At 58.1% G+C, this 16654-nt stretch carries 17 protein-coding genes; 11 read left to right on the top strand and 6 right to left on the bottom strand.

What is annotated here, in order from left to right:
* Positions 1 to 111: 111 nt before the first annotated feature.
* From QSK43_RS21810 to QSK43_RS21785, 6 genes are all read left to right on the top strand, one after another.
* Positions 112 to 1341 (top strand): extracellular solute-binding protein, encoded by a 1230-nt coding sequence (locus QSK43_RS21810; protein WP_332305239.1) that lies wholly within the window; start codon positions 112 to 114, stop codon positions 1339 to 1341.
* An 87-nt stretch (positions 1342 to 1428) separates the two neighbouring features.
* On the top strand, positions 1429 to 2469 hold the full coding sequence (locus tag QSK43_RS21805; RefSeq protein WP_332305238.1) for an ABC transporter ATP-binding protein: 1041 nt from the start codon (positions 1429 to 1431) through the stop codon (positions 2467 to 2469).
* The gene (locus QSK43_RS21800) at positions 2469 to 3326 is read left to right on the top strand and encodes an ABC transporter permease (RefSeq protein WP_332305237.1); all 858 of its coding nucleotides are present in this window, start codon (positions 2469 to 2471) and stop codon (positions 3324 to 3326) included. Before QSK43_RS21805 ends, QSK43_RS21800 begins: the two co-directional genes overlap by 1 nt.
* Positions 3323 to 4186 carry an ABC transporter permease gene (locus QSK43_RS21795; protein ID WP_332305236.1) on the top strand — a complete coding sequence of 288 codons (864 nt, stop codon included), beginning with the start codon at positions 3323 to 3325 and terminating at the stop codon, positions 4184 to 4186. Before QSK43_RS21800 ends, QSK43_RS21795 begins: the two co-directional genes overlap by 4 nt.
* 47 nt (positions 4187 to 4233) lie before the next feature.
* A complete protein-coding gene (locus QSK43_RS21790) occupies positions 4234 to 5130 on the top strand; it encodes a glycerophosphodiester phosphodiesterase family protein (RefSeq protein ID WP_332305235.1) in 897 nt (298 codons plus the stop codon).
* Positions 5118 to 5912, top strand: a complete 795-nt coding sequence (locus QSK43_RS21785) for an inositol monophosphatase family protein (RefSeq protein ID WP_332305234.1) — start codon at positions 5118 to 5120, stop codon at positions 5910 to 5912. Before QSK43_RS21790 ends, QSK43_RS21785 begins: the two co-directional genes overlap by 13 nt.
* Positions 5913 to 6004: 92 nt before the next feature.
* Here the strand turns inward: QSK43_RS21785 and QSK43_RS21780 are convergent, their stop codons facing one another.
* Complete coding sequence (locus QSK43_RS21780; protein ID WP_332305233.1) at positions 6005 to 7138, bottom strand: ROK family transcriptional regulator; 1134 nt, start codon at positions 7136 to 7138, stop codon at positions 6005 to 6007.
* A gap of 293 nt (positions 7139 to 7431) precedes the next feature.
* Between QSK43_RS21780 and QSK43_RS21775 the strand changes: the two genes are divergently transcribed.
* The 4 genes from QSK43_RS21775 (at position 7432) to QSK43_RS21760 (ending at position 12360) form a co-directional block, all read left to right on the top strand.
* Complete coding sequence (locus QSK43_RS21775; protein WP_332305232.1) at positions 7432 to 8424, top strand: ABC transporter substrate-binding protein; 993 nt, start codon at positions 7432 to 7434, stop codon at positions 8422 to 8424.
* Between the two features lie 112 nt (positions 8425 to 8536).
* Positions 8537 to 9622 (top strand): ABC transporter ATP-binding protein, encoded by a 1086-nt coding sequence (locus QSK43_RS21770; protein WP_332305231.1) that lies wholly within the window; start codon positions 8537 to 8539, stop codon positions 9620 to 9622.
* Positions 9619 to 11304, top strand: coding sequence for an ABC transporter permease (locus QSK43_RS21765; RefSeq protein ID WP_332305230.1), 1686 nt, complete (start codon positions 9619 to 9621; stop codon positions 11302 to 11304). The genes QSK43_RS21770 and QSK43_RS21765 overlap by 4 nt, the downstream gene beginning before the upstream one ends.
* 99 nt (positions 11305 to 11403) lie before the next feature.
* Positions 11404 to 12360: a hypothetical protein gene (locus tag QSK43_RS21760; RefSeq protein WP_332305229.1), complete on the top strand. Its 957-nt coding sequence runs from the start codon at positions 11404 to 11406 to the stop codon at positions 12358 to 12360.
* 184 nt (positions 12361 to 12544) lie between these two features.
* Here the strand turns inward: QSK43_RS21760 and QSK43_RS21755 are convergent, their stop codons facing one another.
* The 4 genes from QSK43_RS21755 to QSK43_RS21740 form a co-directional block, all read right to left on the bottom strand.
* Complete coding sequence (locus QSK43_RS21755; protein ID WP_332305228.1) at positions 12545 to 13108, bottom strand: flavin reductase family protein; 564 nt, start codon at positions 13106 to 13108, stop codon at positions 12545 to 12547.
* A gap of 9 nt (positions 13109 to 13117) precedes the next feature.
* Entirely contained in the window at positions 13118 to 13453 is a 336-nt protein-coding gene (fdxA, locus tag QSK43_RS21750) for a ferredoxin FdxA (RefSeq protein WP_111803180.1), read from the bottom strand.
* A gap of 104 nt (positions 13454 to 13557) precedes the next feature.
* Complete coding sequence (locus tag QSK43_RS21745; RefSeq protein WP_332305227.1) at positions 13558 to 14157, bottom strand: superoxide dismutase; 600 nt, start codon at positions 14155 to 14157, stop codon at positions 13558 to 13560.
* Positions 14158 to 14321: 164 nt separating this feature from the next.
* Positions 14322 to 14891: a TetR/AcrR family transcriptional regulator gene (locus QSK43_RS21740; RefSeq protein ID WP_332305226.1), complete on the bottom strand. Its 570-nt coding sequence runs from the start codon at positions 14889 to 14891 to the stop codon at positions 14322 to 14324.
* Positions 14892 to 14937: 46 nt separating this feature from the next.
* On the opposite strand from QSK43_RS21740, the gene QSK43_RS21735 reads away from it, so the two are divergent.
* Positions 14938 to 15465, top strand: coding sequence for a dihydrofolate reductase family protein (locus QSK43_RS21735; RefSeq protein WP_332305225.1), 528 nt, complete (start codon positions 14938 to 14940; stop codon positions 15463 to 15465).
* Positions 15466 to 15557: 92 nt separating this feature from the next.
* Here QSK43_RS21735 and QSK43_RS21730 read toward each other — a convergent pair whose 3' ends face one another.
* Positions 15558 to 16625 (bottom strand): linear amide C-N hydrolase, encoded by a 1068-nt coding sequence (locus QSK43_RS21730; protein WP_332305328.1) that lies wholly within the window; start codon positions 16623 to 16625, stop codon positions 15558 to 15560.
* Between the last annotated feature and the right edge of the window lie 29 nt (positions 16626 to 16654).

Raw genomic sequence — 16654 nt, 5'->3', positions numbered from 1 at the left:
AACAAGGGCAACCGTCTGCGACAGCATTTTTCACTGGACTGTCACAAATATTACACTTAGAGTGTATTAATAAGAAGCCTGTAACAACGGGTCCCCAGGAGGAACCATTCAATGAGCATGAAATTCATTGCGATCGCCGCGCTTGCGCTGGCGACGACGGCAGCGCCTTGCCTTTCGGCAGACAGCAACATGAAAAACCTCGACTTCGATCTGTCGAAGGTCACGCGCGAAAATTTCTATGACGTCGTCGTTCCCGTCGCCAAGGCCGAGGGCTCGGTGACGATGTATAATTTTGCGGGCAGTTTCGCCGATACGTGGAAAGAGTTGATCACCCGCTTCGAAGCCAGATACGGCATCAAGGTCGCCTATAGCGACGTGAAGGGCGATCAGGCGAACCAGCAGTTGATCGCGGTACAGGCGGCAGGCCAGGATTCGCCCGTCGACGCCTATTTTGCCGGCGGCGGCAGCTATCCGCTTCTGTCGTCCAAGGGTGTGGTCGGCAATATTGCGCTGACGAAGATCTTGCCCAATATGGCCAATTACAATCCGGAACTGGCCGAAACCCTGTTCGGCAAACCGCATGGCGGCAGCTTCCCGCTGGTGCATCTCAACCAGACCGCAATCGGTTATGATTCCGCCTTCGTGAAGGCAGAAGACGTGCCGAAAAGCTTCGAGGACCTTCTCGCCTGGGCGGAGAAGAACCCGAAGCGTCTCGGCGTCACCCTGCCGGCCAAGGGCGGCTCGGGCGGCGGTTTCATCTATTCGGTGGCGCTCAATTATCTCACCGGCGACTGCCGCGCAAAGCTTACGGACTATAATCAGACGCTGCAGCAGGCCGAAGACTGGGCCATGGAATCCGAATGCCTCGATCCCGTCTGGGATTATTACCACCGTCTGCTTGCGGTCGCCGAACTGACCAACGGCAATGCCGATACGCTCAATCTCATCAACAACCAGCAGCTCCATATGGGCACCGTCTGGGAAGATCAGGTCATGAGCTTCCTTGGTACCAAGCAATTGCCGGAAAGCTTCCGTGTCACGCTTCTGGAAAAAGGCCAGGTCGGCTCGGGCGACGCCATGTTCGTTCCGGCGAATGCAAAGAATGTCGCTTCCGCGCTGCTCCTCATCGATATGGCGATGAGCAAGGAATTTCAGCTCTGGAAGCTCGAGAACAAGGCCTCGCGCTCGCCGCGCGTCGATGTCACGAACGACCTGATGCCGAAGGCCGTGCAGGAGCATGTTCTGCCGCAAAGTGTCTATCCGCGCCTGTCAGCTCCGGCTTTCTGGGACATGTCGACCGCGCTTGCCGAAGCGCTCGATGAGAAAGTGCTCAACCAGTAACGCCGTCCGGATCGCCGGGTCGTGTGGGCCGCAGGTGGTTTGCACGATCCGGAGAACCTTGGTCGCAAAAGATGAGGGAGCCTCGCCATGAGCGAACTCGAGATCAGCAATATCAGCAAGGATTATGGATTGAGCCGGGCGCTTCATCCCGTCTCGATCACCGTCGAGCGCGGCGAATTCGTCACCATTCTTGGGCCCTCGGGTTGCGGCAAGTCGACATTGTTGCGCATCCTGACAGGTATCAGCCAGCCGTCGGGCGGTGAGATCCGCCTTGGCGGCAAACGTATCGACCAGGCGCCGCCGGAGGCGCGCGATATCGCCATGGTGTTCCAGTCCTATGCGCTTTTCCCGCATATGTCGGTCGCAAAAAATCTCGGTTTCGGCCTCAGGATGAAAAAGGTGCCAAGGGACGAGCGCGCGCGCCGCATCGCCCATGCACTTGAAATCTGCAATCTTGGCGGTCTGGTGGATCGCATGCCGCGGCAACTGTCCGGCGGGCAGCAGCAGCGCGTGGCGCTGGCGCGCGCCATCGTCATGCAGCCGAGCCTGCTTTTGTTCGACGAGCCGCTGTCGAACCTCGACGCTAAACTGCGCGACACGCTACGCCATGAACTGACCGAACTTCACCGCAGGATCGGCGCGACCAGCCTTTATGTGACGCATGATCAGGCCGAGGCCATGGCGATGTCCGACCGGATCGTCGTCATGAACGCCGGCCGGGTCGTTGAGGTTGGCACGCCGCTCGAACTTTACCGTGCGCCCAAACATGCTTTCACCGCCGGCTTTCTCGGCCAGACAAACCTTTTGCCAGTTTCAGCGGATGGGACAAAGGCGCAACTGCCATGGGGACAGTGCGTGACGCTGGATGCAATGGCCGCTGGCACCGCCCAGATTTCGGTTCGTCCGGAAAACATCCACATCAGCGCCGATGAGGCTGGCGTCGGTACGGTCTCTGCCGTTTCCTTCATGGGCGCCAACGCGCTCTATACTGTCGAGATCGGCGGTAGCCAGATCAGAGTCAGCCAGTCCGGCGCGGAAAATCTGATCGACGCCGGGCGACGGGTCACCCTGCAATTTCCTGGCTCGGTTCATCTTCTCGATGACAGGACGGCGGGGGAGACGGCGTGATGGCCGGGATGCTTCGCGAAAGGCGTGCCCAGCTGCTTTTACTGCTGGCGCCGGGGGTGGGTTATCTGCTGGTCTTCTTCGGCGGGCCGCTGCTCTCCGCATTGATCGGTAGCGTCAGGCTGGACGATGGCAGCTTCACGCTGATGTTCTATGAGCGGATTTTCACACGCCCATCGATGATCCGCGGCCTGACGACCTCCATCTACTACGGCGTGATGCCGGTCGTCGTTTCGCTTGCGGCCTCGGTGCCGCTGGCACTTCTCATCCGCAAGAGCTTTTTCGGCCGCAAGCTGTTCAGTGGCCTTTACAAGCTGCCGATGGCGGTGCCGGGCATCATCGTTGGCCTGATGGTGATCGTCGTTTTCGAAAGGGGCGGTTTTCTCGACCGTCTCGTTGCGCCGCTCGGACTGGGACTGCCGAAACTCGTGCGTGACGACTGGGGCGTCGGCGTCATTCTGGCAAGCGTCTGGAAGCAGATACCGTTCATGACGCTGATCATCACCAGCGCTTTTGCTGCCATACCGGAGGACATTCGTTATGCCTCGCGCACGCTTGGCGCCTCGCGGCTCAAGACCTTTCTGTTCGTGGAAGTTCCGCTCGCCATGCCCGGCATCACCGCCGCCATTCTTCTGACCTTCATCGGCTCCATGGGCTCCTACGCCATTCCCGACATCGTCGGCCCGCCCACGGCCCAGCCGCTTTCGGTCCTCATGATCAAGGAGTTCAATCAGGGCCGCTTCAATCAGGTCTATGCCATGGGCATGGTGCTGAGCCTCTTCGCGGTCTCCGTTCTGCTTGTTTATTATTCCCTGACATCCCGCATCGGCCCCGGCCAAACCCGAGGAGACGCCTCATGAGCGCCATTGCCCTTGAACCCGTCACCATTGCCCGCCGCCGTACCTTCACGCCGGAAGACCGGATTTTCGTCTCCATCGGGCTCTTCACCACGCTGGCGCTTGCCATCGCCGTGCCGCTGGCACTGATGTTTCTGTGGAGCGTCGCCGATGGCTGGCCGCCGCCGCTGGTCGTGCCGAAGGATTACACCATGGCGCGCTGGGCGAGTGTTCTTGCCGATGGAAGTCTCATCCGAGCGGCCATCAACAGCATCCTAATCGCCTTCGTCGTCACCTTTTTGACGGCAGCGATCGCCCTGCCCACCGCATGGGCCATGGCCCGCTTTCCCTTCCGGCTGAAGCGGCTGGTGGAGATATTCATTCTGGCCCCCATCATCATTCCGGGACTGGTGGTCGCGGTCGGCATCGGTCAGGTGTTTCTTCTCTTCGGCCTTGCCTATTCGGTGACCGGGGTGATCCTCGTGCAGATCGTCGGCACCCTGCCGCTGATGATCCGGCTGATGACGGCGGCGCTGGAGACCATTCCCGACGACCTCATCCATGCCGCGCGTTCGCTCGGCGCGGGAACGGTCGGCATCGTCCTCCACATCATCCTGCCGCTTGCTGTGCCCGGTCTTCTGGCCGGCGGCCTGATGTCCTTCATCGGCAGCTTCGAGGAATTCGACAAGTCCTTCATCGTCGGTGCGCCTGTCGTGGAGACGCTGCCGATCAAGCTCTACATGTATCTCGACCCCTATTCGATGCAGCTTCCGCTCGCCTCCATCGTCTCCTTCATCCTGCTTCTTCCCGCTCTCGTCGTTTTCATCATCGCCGGCCGCATTCTGCGTGACGATCTGATGGCGGCGGGCATGGGGAAAATCTGATCTGGGTCAGCCAATCCCGGTAATCGCAACGTCCGAAAGTGAAAACCATGCATCAAACCCTTGCAGCCTCCCGTAAAACCTCCAATTCCTGCAATGTCCTTGCCCTCTGCTCGCGTGACAATCCTTCGATACTGACCATTGCTCATCGCGGTTTCTGGGCTGCGACCGCTGAAAACTCGCTTGCCTCCGTTCGCGCGGCAGTTGCTGCGGGCGTCGAGATGATCGAGATCGACACGCAGGCGACGGCCGACGGCCGTCTGGTCGTCATTCACGACGAAACGCTCGACCGCACGACGACGGGTACGGGGATCGTCAGCGCCTTGCCTTTCGAGGTGGTGCGCGCTGTAAGGCTCAAAGCCGGTGCTGGCGGTGACGCGGCAGGCGTTACCGATGAATGCGTGCCGACGCTCGAAGAATTGCTCGAAGAGGCCCGCGGCAAAATCACCGTCAATATCGACACCAAGTTCGCCCGTGATCTGCCGCAGGTCATGGAAACCGTGCTGCGCCTCAGCGTTGAAGAACAGGTGCTGGTGAAAACTGATATCGATCCTGAAGCCGGGAATTTCGAAGTGCTCGACACCGACTGGTTCGGCAAAATTCCGCATATGCCGATGTTCCGGGTGAGAAAGGGCCACTTCGCCGAAGATTTGCGCCGCATTGAAGCGTTGCGGGCGCCGATGATCGAGGTGAAGTTCACGGATATTGCTGACCTCGTTGAAGGCCGCACTGAGCTGGAACGCCAGAACATCCGGCTGTGGATCAACACGCTCGATGTTTCCCATTGTCTCGATTTCAACGATACGCGTGCGCTGACCAATGCTGAAGGTGTCTGGGGTGCTCTCGCGCAGGTCGGTGTCGGCGCAATTCAGACGGACGAAGTCGAGGCCTTCAAGGGCTGGCTGAAGGCGGATGCCGGAGAGACGGGCAGATCATGGACGCGATAAATCAACGTCTCGATCGCGCGGTCGGAATCATCGAGGAAGCGATGGGCCTTGCCCTTCGCTTTTTCGAGGCGCGCGGCACCATCGCCACCCGGACGAAGGGGTTTCAGGATTTTGTTTCGGAAGCCGATACCACGGTCGAAAGGCTGGTCCGGGACCGGTTGGCAGCGGCATTTCCGGGCGAAACCGTCCTCGGCGAGGAAATGGGCGGGGTGGCTGATGACGCCTACTGGATCATCGATCCCATTGACGGCACCACCAATTTCCTGCGCGGCTCGCCGCTCTGGGGCATCTCGCTCGGTTTCGTGCATAACGGCCGACCGGAACTCGGTGTCGTCGCCATGCCGGTTTTCAAGGAAATCTACGCGGCTGCCGAGGGCACCGGGCTGCTGCTGAACGGCAAGCCGCTTGCCCGCAACGTTCCCTTCGAGGAGGTGCGGGTAATGTCGCTCGGCGACAGCGCGTCCGCCGATGCCGAGGAAGTTGCGGCTCTCAATGTGGGCTTGAGACACGCCGGCTGGGTAGTGGAATCCATCCGCTCGACATCGATCTCGCTGGTCTTTGCAGCGCGCGGCACCTTCGACGGTCATCTGCAGAAGCTGACGACCATGTGGGATATCGCCGGCGGCGTGGTTCTTGCAAGGGAAGCGGGCCTTGATGTGCGGATCGGAACGCGCAGCGAAACCGGCATTCCCTGGGTCGCCGCCGCCACGCCGGCGCTGATGGCTGTGACGGAGGAGCTTTGGCCGGAGATTGCAGAAGAAATACCGGTTAAGGCTGCGTGAAGGTCTCGGGAAAGCGGGTGCCGGGCGTTATATCGATACACCCGGCACCTTTCAAATGCTCTTGGACTGAAAAAGCCCTTGACGACCTATTGTTAAGCCCACCCTTTCAGCGCCCGTCCGGAATAATAGCTGGGCGTCGTGGCCCGATAGATGGGTATGCTGGCGGCGCCGAGATGCGGTAGATCGCTCATCATTGATTTGCGTATTTCCGGCGGCTCGACGAAAAAATCCTCGCCGAGCATTTCCAGCGAGCCGATGCGCTGCACGATATGTTCGAGGATCCAGTCGGGAAGCGATCCGCCGAAAATGATGGCGCCGGGGTCCATCGTTCGGGCAACCGTCAATGAAAGTAGACGAAGCTGATCGGTTGCCCTTTCCAGCCATGAAGCCACGGCGGGATGGTCGGAATAGCTCTCGTCGATATCCTTCAGACGCCGGATGCCGATTCCGTGGGCGGCGAGCGTGTCGCAAAGGTCCTGTCCCGAAGGGCGTGGATGAGACTTGGGAAACAGGCCACCGAACTCGCCCGCATTACCATTTGTGCCGCGATAGAGATGGCGCTGCACCACCAAAGAGCCACCGATGCCGTAGGTCAGCCAGATCATCGCGAAATTGCGGATATTTCGACCGGCACCGTAATACAGCTCAGAAAGTATGGCGGTATTGCCGTCATTTTCATGAAAGACCGGGAAATCGAAATAGGGCTGGAAGTCCTTGTCGACATCGATATCACGCCAGCTTTCGAACTGCCTGATACGGAAGACATGGCCGCGATCCCGTTTGAAATGGCCCGGAAAGCTGATGCCGCAGCCGAGCACATCCTTCTTTTTGATCTTTGCTTTTTCAAGCACCTGCCGGGCGGCCGCCTCGGCCATTTCCATGATATGTTCGAAACTGTGTCCTTCGAGCTCGGACCTGATTTCCTGCCTTATCGTGCCGTTGAGATCGGCCACGCAGACGCGTAGATCGTCTGGATTGAAGTAGACCCCGAGTGTGAAAAGCCCGTTCGGATTGATTTCGATAGCGGTGGATGGTTTCCCCCGTTTGCCATCATTGCGCGTTTCCTCCGCTTCGATGATGAGGCCGGACTCCAGGAGATTGGCCGTCAGGCGGGTGAGGGTCGGTGCGGAAACATCCATCTCGCGTGCCAGTTCGATACGCGACATGCCTCCCTTGCCGCGCAAAATTTCGAGCAGGCGCCGTTCGTTGTAGCCGAGGTCGATCAAACAAGTCTCCCACGAGAAGTTACGCCGGATGATTAGCGCAATTTCTGTGATTGTGCACCTTGTTTTCCGCGGAGTCCTGGCTTTATGGGTTCAAGGATTACCCGCAGTGGTTCTTAAATGCTGAGTTTTTTCAGAGGGATATTTTATTTTCGTTTTCAGAATAAATTCCGGCTTGACTAATTAATTTACGTAAAGAAAATAAATAACAGACAGCGGGTGGCGACAGGCAAAATCAAAAAGAAATCATGTCGCAGGGCCTCGTCTGTCAGGGAACAAAAAAAACGGAGCCCCTTATGCGTCAATCATGCACTATTTTCGCGCGCCTTTTTGCCGGCGCTACCTTCCTTGCCAGCGTGGCTTTCGCTCACGCGGAAGGCACTGTCGTCGTCTACTCTGCCGCGCCACAGCAGCTCATGGATGAGTTGCTACCCATGTTTGAAAAGAAAACCGGCACCAAGGTCGAGCTTGTCAAAGCCGGGTCCGGCGAGCTGATGAACCGCATCAAGGCGGAGAGCGGCAAGGCGGCAGGCGACGTGATCTGGAGCGTCGACGGCACGGTTATCGATTTTTCCGCCGACCTTTTTGAACCTTACAAGCCCACCGAAGCTGCATCGATCAACCCTGCCTTTACCCCGAGCGTGAACTGGGTGCCTTTTACGGCTGTCGTTACGGCCTTCATCGTCAACAAGGAGGCGCTGAAAGGCGCACCGGTTCCGACATCCTGGGCCGATCTTGCCAAGCCTGAATATAAGGGCCTGATTTCCTCGGCCCGCGCTGACCAGTCTGGCTCCGCCTATATCCAGATGGCGACGGTATTGCAGGATTTTGACAGCGAGGAGAAGGGCTGGGAAGTCTATACCGGTATTCTCGGCAACTCCGTTCTTTCCACCTCTTCAGGTGCGGTTCCGCGTTTTGTCAATGATGGCGAGCAGGCAGTCGGTATTACGCTCGAAGATGCTGCGCTGCGCTACAAGCTCGGCAGCGCGCCGGTCGAAATCATTTATCCGAAAGAAGGTACGGCAATCGCACCTGATGGCATGGCGCTCGTCAAGGGTGCGCCAAATGCCGAAAACGGCAAAGCCTTCATCGATTTCATCGTTTCCAGGGAAGCGCAGGAAGTCGTGGTGAAAGCCGGTCGCCGCTCGGTCAGAACCGATGTTCCGGCCAATGTCGCACTTGTTCCCCTGTCCGATGTTCCGGACGCAAAATACGACTTCAAGTGGGCTGCGGACAACCGCGCACGCCTGATGGAAAAGTGGAACGATCTCCTGCTCGACGTTCAGTAAGACATTGCCGGGGGCGGTGCAGGCCGCCGTCCCCACACTATCTCACTCACAATCGCATTTTCGTTCCGTCCCCGTGGTCGCGTGCCGCGCAGGATTTGTCATGGAGCAGCACATGGCCGCCGTAGAAATTACCAGCATCAAGAAAAGTTATCGGGATGTCGTTGCACTGTCCGACATCAACATCTCCATCCCTTCCGGATCGTTTTTTACGCTTCTCGGACCGAGTGGTTGTGGCAAAACGACCCTTTTGCGCACGATTGCCGGTTTTCATCAGCAGGATAGCGGTAGCATCAGTATCGAAAGACAGGCGATCGAACATGTGCCCGCCCACAAGCGCGACGTTGGCATGGTCTTTCAGGATTATGCGGTGTTTCCGCATATTTCGGTATTTGACAACATTGCCTTCGGTCTGAAGCAGCGCAAGGCATCTTCAGCCGAGATCCGTGAACGGGTCGGCAAGATCCTCGATGTCGTGCAGCTCGCTCCCTACGCCAGGCGTATGCCTCACGAACTCTCCGGCGGCCAGCAGCAGCGCGTCGGTCTGGCGCGCGCACTCGTCATCAACCCGAAAGTGCTGTTGATGGACGAACCGCTGTCCAACCTCGACGCCAAACTTCGCGTGGACCTGCGGCGGGAGCTCCGCGAAATCCAGCAGGCCATGAACATCACCACCATCTATGTCACGCATGATCAGGAAGAGGCGCTTGCCATGTCTGATCTGGTTTGCGTCATGTATGGCGGCGTCATTCAGCAGGCTGCACCACCCTGGGAAGTTTATAATAATCCCGCCAACCGCTTTGTCGCGTCCTTCGTGGGGGCAAACAATTTTCTCGCACTTGACCGCTCCGGCGGGCAGATATCCATTTCCGGCCATAAGGTCGCGTTGCCGCAGGCGGATGCGATTTCGCCGCAGCGGAAGATCGTCGCCGCCATCCGCCCCGAGGCGATTGCCGTTGGTCCCTCCGCGATTGATGGCAATGAGCGCATCGAACTGCCCGTGACCATAAGGCAGGTCAGCTTTACCGGTCGCGAGATGAATGTTGCCGCTGTGCTCTCGTCTGGTGAGGAGATCGAGGCGATCACCAAGCCATCGCCTGAGATCATCGCGCTGCAGCCCAACCAGAAAGCCACTTTTTCCTGGTACACGGCCGATGCAAAGCTGTTCGGCGAGGGCGTAACCGGGGAGCGCCTGTCATGACGGATATGACCGCGACTGCAACAGCGGGCGGTTTCCGCCTTCGACTGCCAGGTTTTTGGACAAGCGTGACGGTGTTTGCCGTCATCCTGCTGGCGATCTTCCTGATCCTGCCGATTTTCAGCGTCTTCTTCATCAGTTTCTTCGATGCCAAAACCGGTGCGTTCGGTCTCAGCAACTATGCGGAAGTGTTCACACGGCGTTTTTATACCGTCGCACTCTGGAATACGCTTCTCGTCGGTGTGCTGGGCATGCTGGGCGCCTGCCTTCTCGGTATTCCGCTTGCCTTTTGCACGTCCCGTTATCGCATAAAGGGGCGCACTTTCATTGCCACCTTCGCGGTTCTGGTTCTGTGCGCACCGCCGTTCATTGGTGCTTATGCCTGGATTATGCTGTTCGGTGCCAACGGTGCTGTCACCAATCTCTTGTCCTTCGCCGGCATTTCGTTGCCGACGATCTACGGGATCCCGGGCATCGTGATGGTCTTCAGCCTGAAGTTCTTCCCCTACATCTTCCTGATGACGGAAAATGCGCTGAACACCATCAACAAGTCCTATGAGGACGCGGCGGAAAACCTCGGCTGCACTGCGTTCCAGCGGTTCCGCAAGATCACCCTGCCGCTGGTCTTTCCGGCAGTCAGCACCGGCGCGATCATCTGCTTCGTGCTGTCCATCGCCGACTTTGGAACGCCTGCAATCCTCGGCAAGGGCATCCGGACGCTTTCGACCATCGCCTATGCGCAATACACCTCCGAAATGGCCGGTACGCCGACCATGGCGGTGACAATTTCCATGGTGATGATTGCGATCTCCATGGCGGCACTTCTGTTGCAGCGGCACATTCTTGCCAGGCGTCGTTACGCCAGTTCGCTGACCAACCGGCCGGTCAAGCAGTCGATGCGCCCGCTGAAATCGTTCATCGTGCACGGCTTCTGCTATCTGGTCGTCTTCATCGCCATGCTGCCGTCGCTCACGGTCATTTACACCTCGTTCCTCGCAACCAGCGGTCCCGTCTTTACCAGCGGCTTCGGGTTGGACAGCTATGCCCGTATTCTTCGCGATTCACCGCAGGCGATTGCCAACAGTTTCACGTTTGCACTGGCTGCCGTGGTACTGATTGCGATCGTTTCCGGCCTGCTGTCCTTCATCGTGGTGCGACGCGACAATGCGGTCTCCGGCTCGCTCGATCTTCTGCTGATGGTGCCTTACCTCATCCCCGGCGTTGTCATGGCGATCGGCTACGTCACGACGTTCCGCTATCCGCCCTTTGACATCACCGGTACGGCGCTCATCATCATCCTCCTGGTGTTTATCCGCCGGTTGCCCTACGGCGTCCGCTCCACCACATCGATCCTCAGGCAGATCAAGCCGTCCATCGAGGAGGCTGCGGTCAATCTCGGGGCTTCGCCGGCAAAGACCTTCGTGTCGGTGACGGTGCCGCTGATGCTGCCCGGTCTCATCATTGGTTCGCTGATGAGCTTCATCACGGCAATCAACGAGTTGTCCTCGACGTTGATCCTCTACACGGCACGAACGATCACCATGCCGGTTCTCATCTATGTTCAGGTGATTGACGGCGAGTTTGGCACGGCTGCAGCGCTTTCAACCGTGCTTCTGGTCAGCACCGGCCTTTGCGTCTTCGTGGTGTTCCGTCTCTCGGAAGACAAAGAAGCCTCTTTCGTCTGAAACCGTACCTGCCCTCACTAAACGACTGCAGGAGCGGCGACATACGTGTCGCCGCCAGCCTCCTTCTGCCCAGCCTCCCTCTGCAAGGAATACACGACGATGAATATCGCGAGCTTTTCGCAATCGAAATACAAGAACGCTGCAACGCCCGGGGACGATGTTGCGCTGATCATACCGGGACGGGTTCTGGCCGTTTTTGACGGTGCGACCGACCCGACCGGTGCAAGTTACGGCGGGTTGAGCTCGGGCCGTATTGCCGCCCTTGCCGCCGCAAATGCTGTGGCGAAGATGAGCCTCGACGGCAGGCTGGAAAAGCTTCCCGCTCCGGAGCTTTTTCAAAACATCAGCGATATCCTGAAACAGGAAGCAGAGCGCATCAATGCCAGCCATCCACCCTCGACAACCCTGGCAATCGTGGCCGACATCGGAGACAGCTTTCGCCTGCTTCTCGCCGGTGACTCCGGAGTGCGCATCAATGGCTCCCGACTGCTGCAACATGCGAAGCTGATAGACAAGGTGAGTACCTCGGCACGGATCCTTGTGTTCAAACAGCTTTTTGCTGTCTTTAAGGATGGTGATGCGGCCGAGGCCCGCACGCGTGCGACTATCTTTTCCGGCCTGCGTTCCGCTGTTGAAAACGGCATCATGAGTGCGAAGGAGGCGGAAAACGTTGTCATTACCGCTGCCGGTATGAGCGGTATTGAGAACGATATCGAAGCGGTCGAGGAATTCCTGATGGGGGGAATTCGCGTCCAGCCGCAATTCGCAAACAGGCAGGGACACGTGCTGGGTTACGCCTCGGTCAATGGCGGAAAGGTCATTGAGGAGGGGACGGTCGATCTCCGCATCGTCAAGGACACGCTGTTGAGCCTCGAAATCTTTTCCGACGGTTATCTGTCTCTGCCAGCGGGAACCGATATCGCTGACTGGGAAGCAGAATTTGCCCGCGTCGAGGCTGTGGATTTTCACAAGATCAACGAGTACCCGTCGGTGAAGGGGTCAACATCGAGCGAATTCAGCGACGACAGGACCGTGGTGTGCATGAAGGCGCGGTGAAGAGATATCCGCGCCGAAAAGTATTTCGAAGCTGTCCGTCTTTCGAAGTGACGACCGTGAAAATTCCACCGCTCATTGGCAGTGTTTGTAGTGCGCTATCGCCCCCATTCGAAAGGTCTTGCCCTTGAGGGCGAACAAAGACGCTGCGCACATGAGATCATGGGAAGGTAAGTCTATGGTTTAGCTAACGGCTTACCTCCGTGCCTAGATAGTTGCGTTCACTCCAGAGCAAGGGTTTGCGCAGTGGATCGAAGCTCGCTTCGATGATCGATCCAACAAACAGGATGTGGTCGGCGGCATCAATGGAGCCAACGAGTTCGCAATCCATCGAGAGCAGCGCGTCGGCAAGCCTTGAGCTTCCCGACGGCCAGACATCCCAATGGCCGACGGAAAAACGGTCCGGCAGGTTTCCTTTTCCGGCGAACACATCGGCGATCTCCTCCTGCCCTCTGGACAGCGCCGTGACGGAAAAGCGCCGGCTTGCTGCGACAAGATCGACCATACGGCTACTGGCATCGATGGAGATCATTAGAAGCGGCGGTTCGGCGCTGAGCGGCATGAAGGACGTGATCGTACGTCCGATCCGCTCGCCCGCATGGGAGGCCGTGGCCACGGCCACGGTGAAGACGAGGTTCGCCATAGCGTCCTTGAATTCAAGCGGCGAGATTGTCGGAGAGGGGGAGGCTTTCAGCGGGACATGCGCGTGATTGACCACACCGCCATCGATCAGCGTGAAATTGTGAGACATGCTGCCGGGCTAACCGCCCGCTCCCGGGTTCTTCGAAAAAATGGAAAACTTGGCCGCAGCACCATTCATGATGTCGGCATCATCAGGCGGCGTTCTTTTCTGGTGCACGCGCGGCCAGATGCCGGAATAGTGGCGGTTGAGGTCGAGCCAGACATGCAGACCCGCCTCGGTATCCGGCCGGATTGCCGCGGCCGGACATTCGCGCTCGCAGATGCCGCAATCGATACATTGATCCGGGTGAATGACGAGCATGTTCTCGCCTTCATAAAAACATTCGACCGGGCAGACCTCCACGCAGTCCATGTATTTGCAGGCGATGCAGTTTTCGGTGACGACATAGGGCATGGGAATGCTCGAATGGAGTTGCAGCCGGACGGCGGCTGTCCGGCTGCGCCTGATCCGGCCAGCCGCCCAGGGCAGCGGGGCCGGCCGGATCAGTGGGGCTCAAACTAAAAACGGGCGGCGACTGCCTGCCAGTTCACCAGATTGTCGAGGAAGTTCTCGACATAGGCCGGACGCTTGTTGCGGAAATCGATGTAATAGCTGTGTTCCCACACGTCGCAGCCGAGAAGCGCCTTCTGGCCGAAGCACAGCGGGTTGACGCCGTTTTCGGTGCGGGTGATCGTCAGCGAACCGTTGGTATCCACCACCAGCCACGCCCAGCCCGAGCCGAATTGCGAGGCGCCGGCAAGCGCAAAATTCTGCTTGAACAGTACCACCGAGCCGAAAGACTGCGTCAGCGCATCTTCCAGCACCTTGGGGATCGCATGTTTTTGTGGCCCCATGATTTCCCAGAAGAGATTGTGGTTCCAATGCTGGGAGGCATTGTTGAAGATGCCGGATTGCGCCACCGCACCCTTCTCATAGGTGCCCCGGACGATGTCCTCAAGGTTACTTTTCTCCCATTCGGTGCCTGATATCGCCTTGTTGAGGTTATCGACATAGGCCTTGTGATGGAGATCATGATGAAACTTCAGCGTCTCCTCGGACATGCCAGAAGGGGCGAGCGCATCATGGGCATAGGGGAGGTCGGGAAGCTGGAAAGCCATGGGGTATTCCTTTGTCACTGTTTGCTCAAGAGCATGGAAAAAGCCTTGCGAAAACAAGGTGACAATACTTCTAGGACCTCAATCACAGTTGAGGTCAAGTGGTTTTTGGGGGGGTAAATCCACGAGCTGGCGGGCTTATGAAACATGCGCCACGATGGCGCGGATTATCGCTCGTCGACGTTCACCGCGGCGACCCATTCTTCGAGTGCCCTGCGAATGGCCGAGCCCGCATCTTCCCCGCGGACGAATGCCCACCATGTATGTGCGCCTTGCCACAAGGCGGCCATCTGCCAGCCAAGCCGTTCCTCGCTAGCCTTGTCGTGGGTAAGGCGGCAGCCAAGCGCCTGGGCGAGCGTGTGTCCCCAGAGCGCTCCTCTCGCGCGCAGCTTCGGATTGCGAATGTCTTCCCTGAGCAGCAGCAGTCCGTCACTGGCGTTCCACTCTGCGGATTGAGGCGGCATGAGGCGCATAAGAAGGGATATGGCGCCCTGCGGCGTCAATGGCTCCTCCTCATCGGCCGTTTCCGTTTCCGCCTGCAGCCTGTCCCAGGCGCGCAGAAGAACGGTTTCGACAAGGTTTTCGCGCTTGCCGTAACGCTGCACCAGGGTTGCCGCAGATAGGCCGCAGGCCTTTGCGGCTGCGGCAAAAGTCAGCCCGTCGGGGCCTGTCTGCAACATGAGGGGCAGCAGGACATCCAGCACCTGATCATCTGAAATCGACTTGTGTCTTGGCATGACATATATATAAATGTATATTCATTTATAAATCAAGGAGGATAATATGGCGGTCATTCGCGGATATATCGCGGCGAGCCTGGACGGGCGGATCGTTTCTGAAGACGGCTCCTTGGACTGGCTCTACAAATATGATGATATGGACCTCGGCGAACACGATTATCGCGTTTTCCTGAAAGGAATTGGAACGGTGGTCATGGGGCGGGCGACCTATGATTTCATCGCCGGTGAACAGTCGCCCTGGGCTTACGGAGATCAGCGCGTCATCGTCGTCACGTCGCGGCCGATCAAGGCGCCAAAGGGAGCTCTGGAGGCGCGCAGCGATGTGGGCTCGTTGATCGAGGAATTGCGCGCACTCGATGACGGCGATGTCTGGATGCTGGGCGGGGGAAAGCTGCAGATGGCCTTTCTGGAGCGTGATGCACTGGATGAGATCGAGATTTATGTCATCCCGGAAATCCTCGGCTCAGGTGAGCCCCTTTTTCCGCTCACCGGGCATCGGGCCAGTCCCACTCTCGTCAGCGCCACGGCAATCGAAAAGGGCTGCGTTCGATTGCACTACCGCTTCTCGTGATGCTCCCGGGTTCATGATGTTAGTGGGGCGGCGAGGAATGGTCGATACAGACCTTGCCAGCTGCTCCCGGCCTGACTGCGCGGTTTCCGCCCTCAAAGCCCGAGAAACTTAAAAGGCTTGGTGTCCTTCAAGCTCTCATTCGCCATCCCCGAATAGATGTGGATTTGATTGGGCCCCAGGTCGAGTTTCTTGACCTTACCCGTCTCTTTCGAAAGGTCGAGTTTTGTAACGTCGATCCAGAAGATGTTCGGCGTCAATGCGGGTTCGAAGAAATAGAGCTTGCGTTTGTGGTCAATCACGGTGCGCCAGCGGGTGGAGGAAATATTTGGCTGGTCCGGCGTGGTTATGCCGTAGGGAACCGACACATTGCGGATGACGCTAAAGACGCTGGCGATGGCTTCGACCGGATTTTCGCTCTTGGGGATGGCGTTTGCGTAGAAAGAAGCCCGGGCGAACCGGTCCGAGGCGCGATTGGTGCCCGGCAGCATGACGGTGCCGCCAATCTGCTTCCAATATTCGTTGAGCGCCAGCTGGTGATCGAAGGTCGGCGAATTGGTCATCACCTGATATTGACGACCGTGGTGGATGACCTGCTTGCCATCAATATATTCGATGATCGCGCTGTCACCAGTCGCATCCGAAAGGGAGAGGTGTAAGGTCGCCAGACGTTCTTCGCCGGGAACATTGTCGGTGACAATGGTGAAAGGGTTCTTCTCGAGCGCGCTGACGGCCTCGTCCACCGTTGCGAAATTATCGAGAGCATATTGAACCCAGGCGGCGATGGAAAGGCCCGGCGATTTCCCGTCATAAGCGGGATAGCTCGACTCGACCAGCCAGAGAACATTCGCAGCAAGGCCCGCCTCATTCATACCGTCTGTCGTCGAAATATCGTAACCTGAAGCAATGACGCTGCCGTATTTCGATGTCCATTTGACGGAGTTCGGCCCGGCTTCGCCGGACCTTTCCATGCCCCGGGGAAAGACCCAGAGATTGGTTCCCACATCCGTTTTCCAGTCCATGGACCTTGCCGTCATGACCTGGTCATTCTCACCAATATAGACGAAACGCGTGCAGGCTTCGGCAACCGATGTGGTGAGCGTGGCGATGGAAAAGATGGTCGCAGTGCAGGCGGAAAAAATCGGCAAGGTCTTCAGGCGGATGGGAAAGCCTCCGGTGCTCGCGGCGTAAG

Source organism: Rhizobium sp. GR12, assembly GCF_036596185.1.
Taxonomy (GTDB): domain Bacteria; phylum Pseudomonadota; class Alphaproteobacteria; order Rhizobiales; family Rhizobiaceae; genus Agrobacterium; species Agrobacterium nepotum.
Note: the sequence above shows the minus strand (reverse complement) of the source record. Positions and strands in the feature narration are given on the sequence as shown.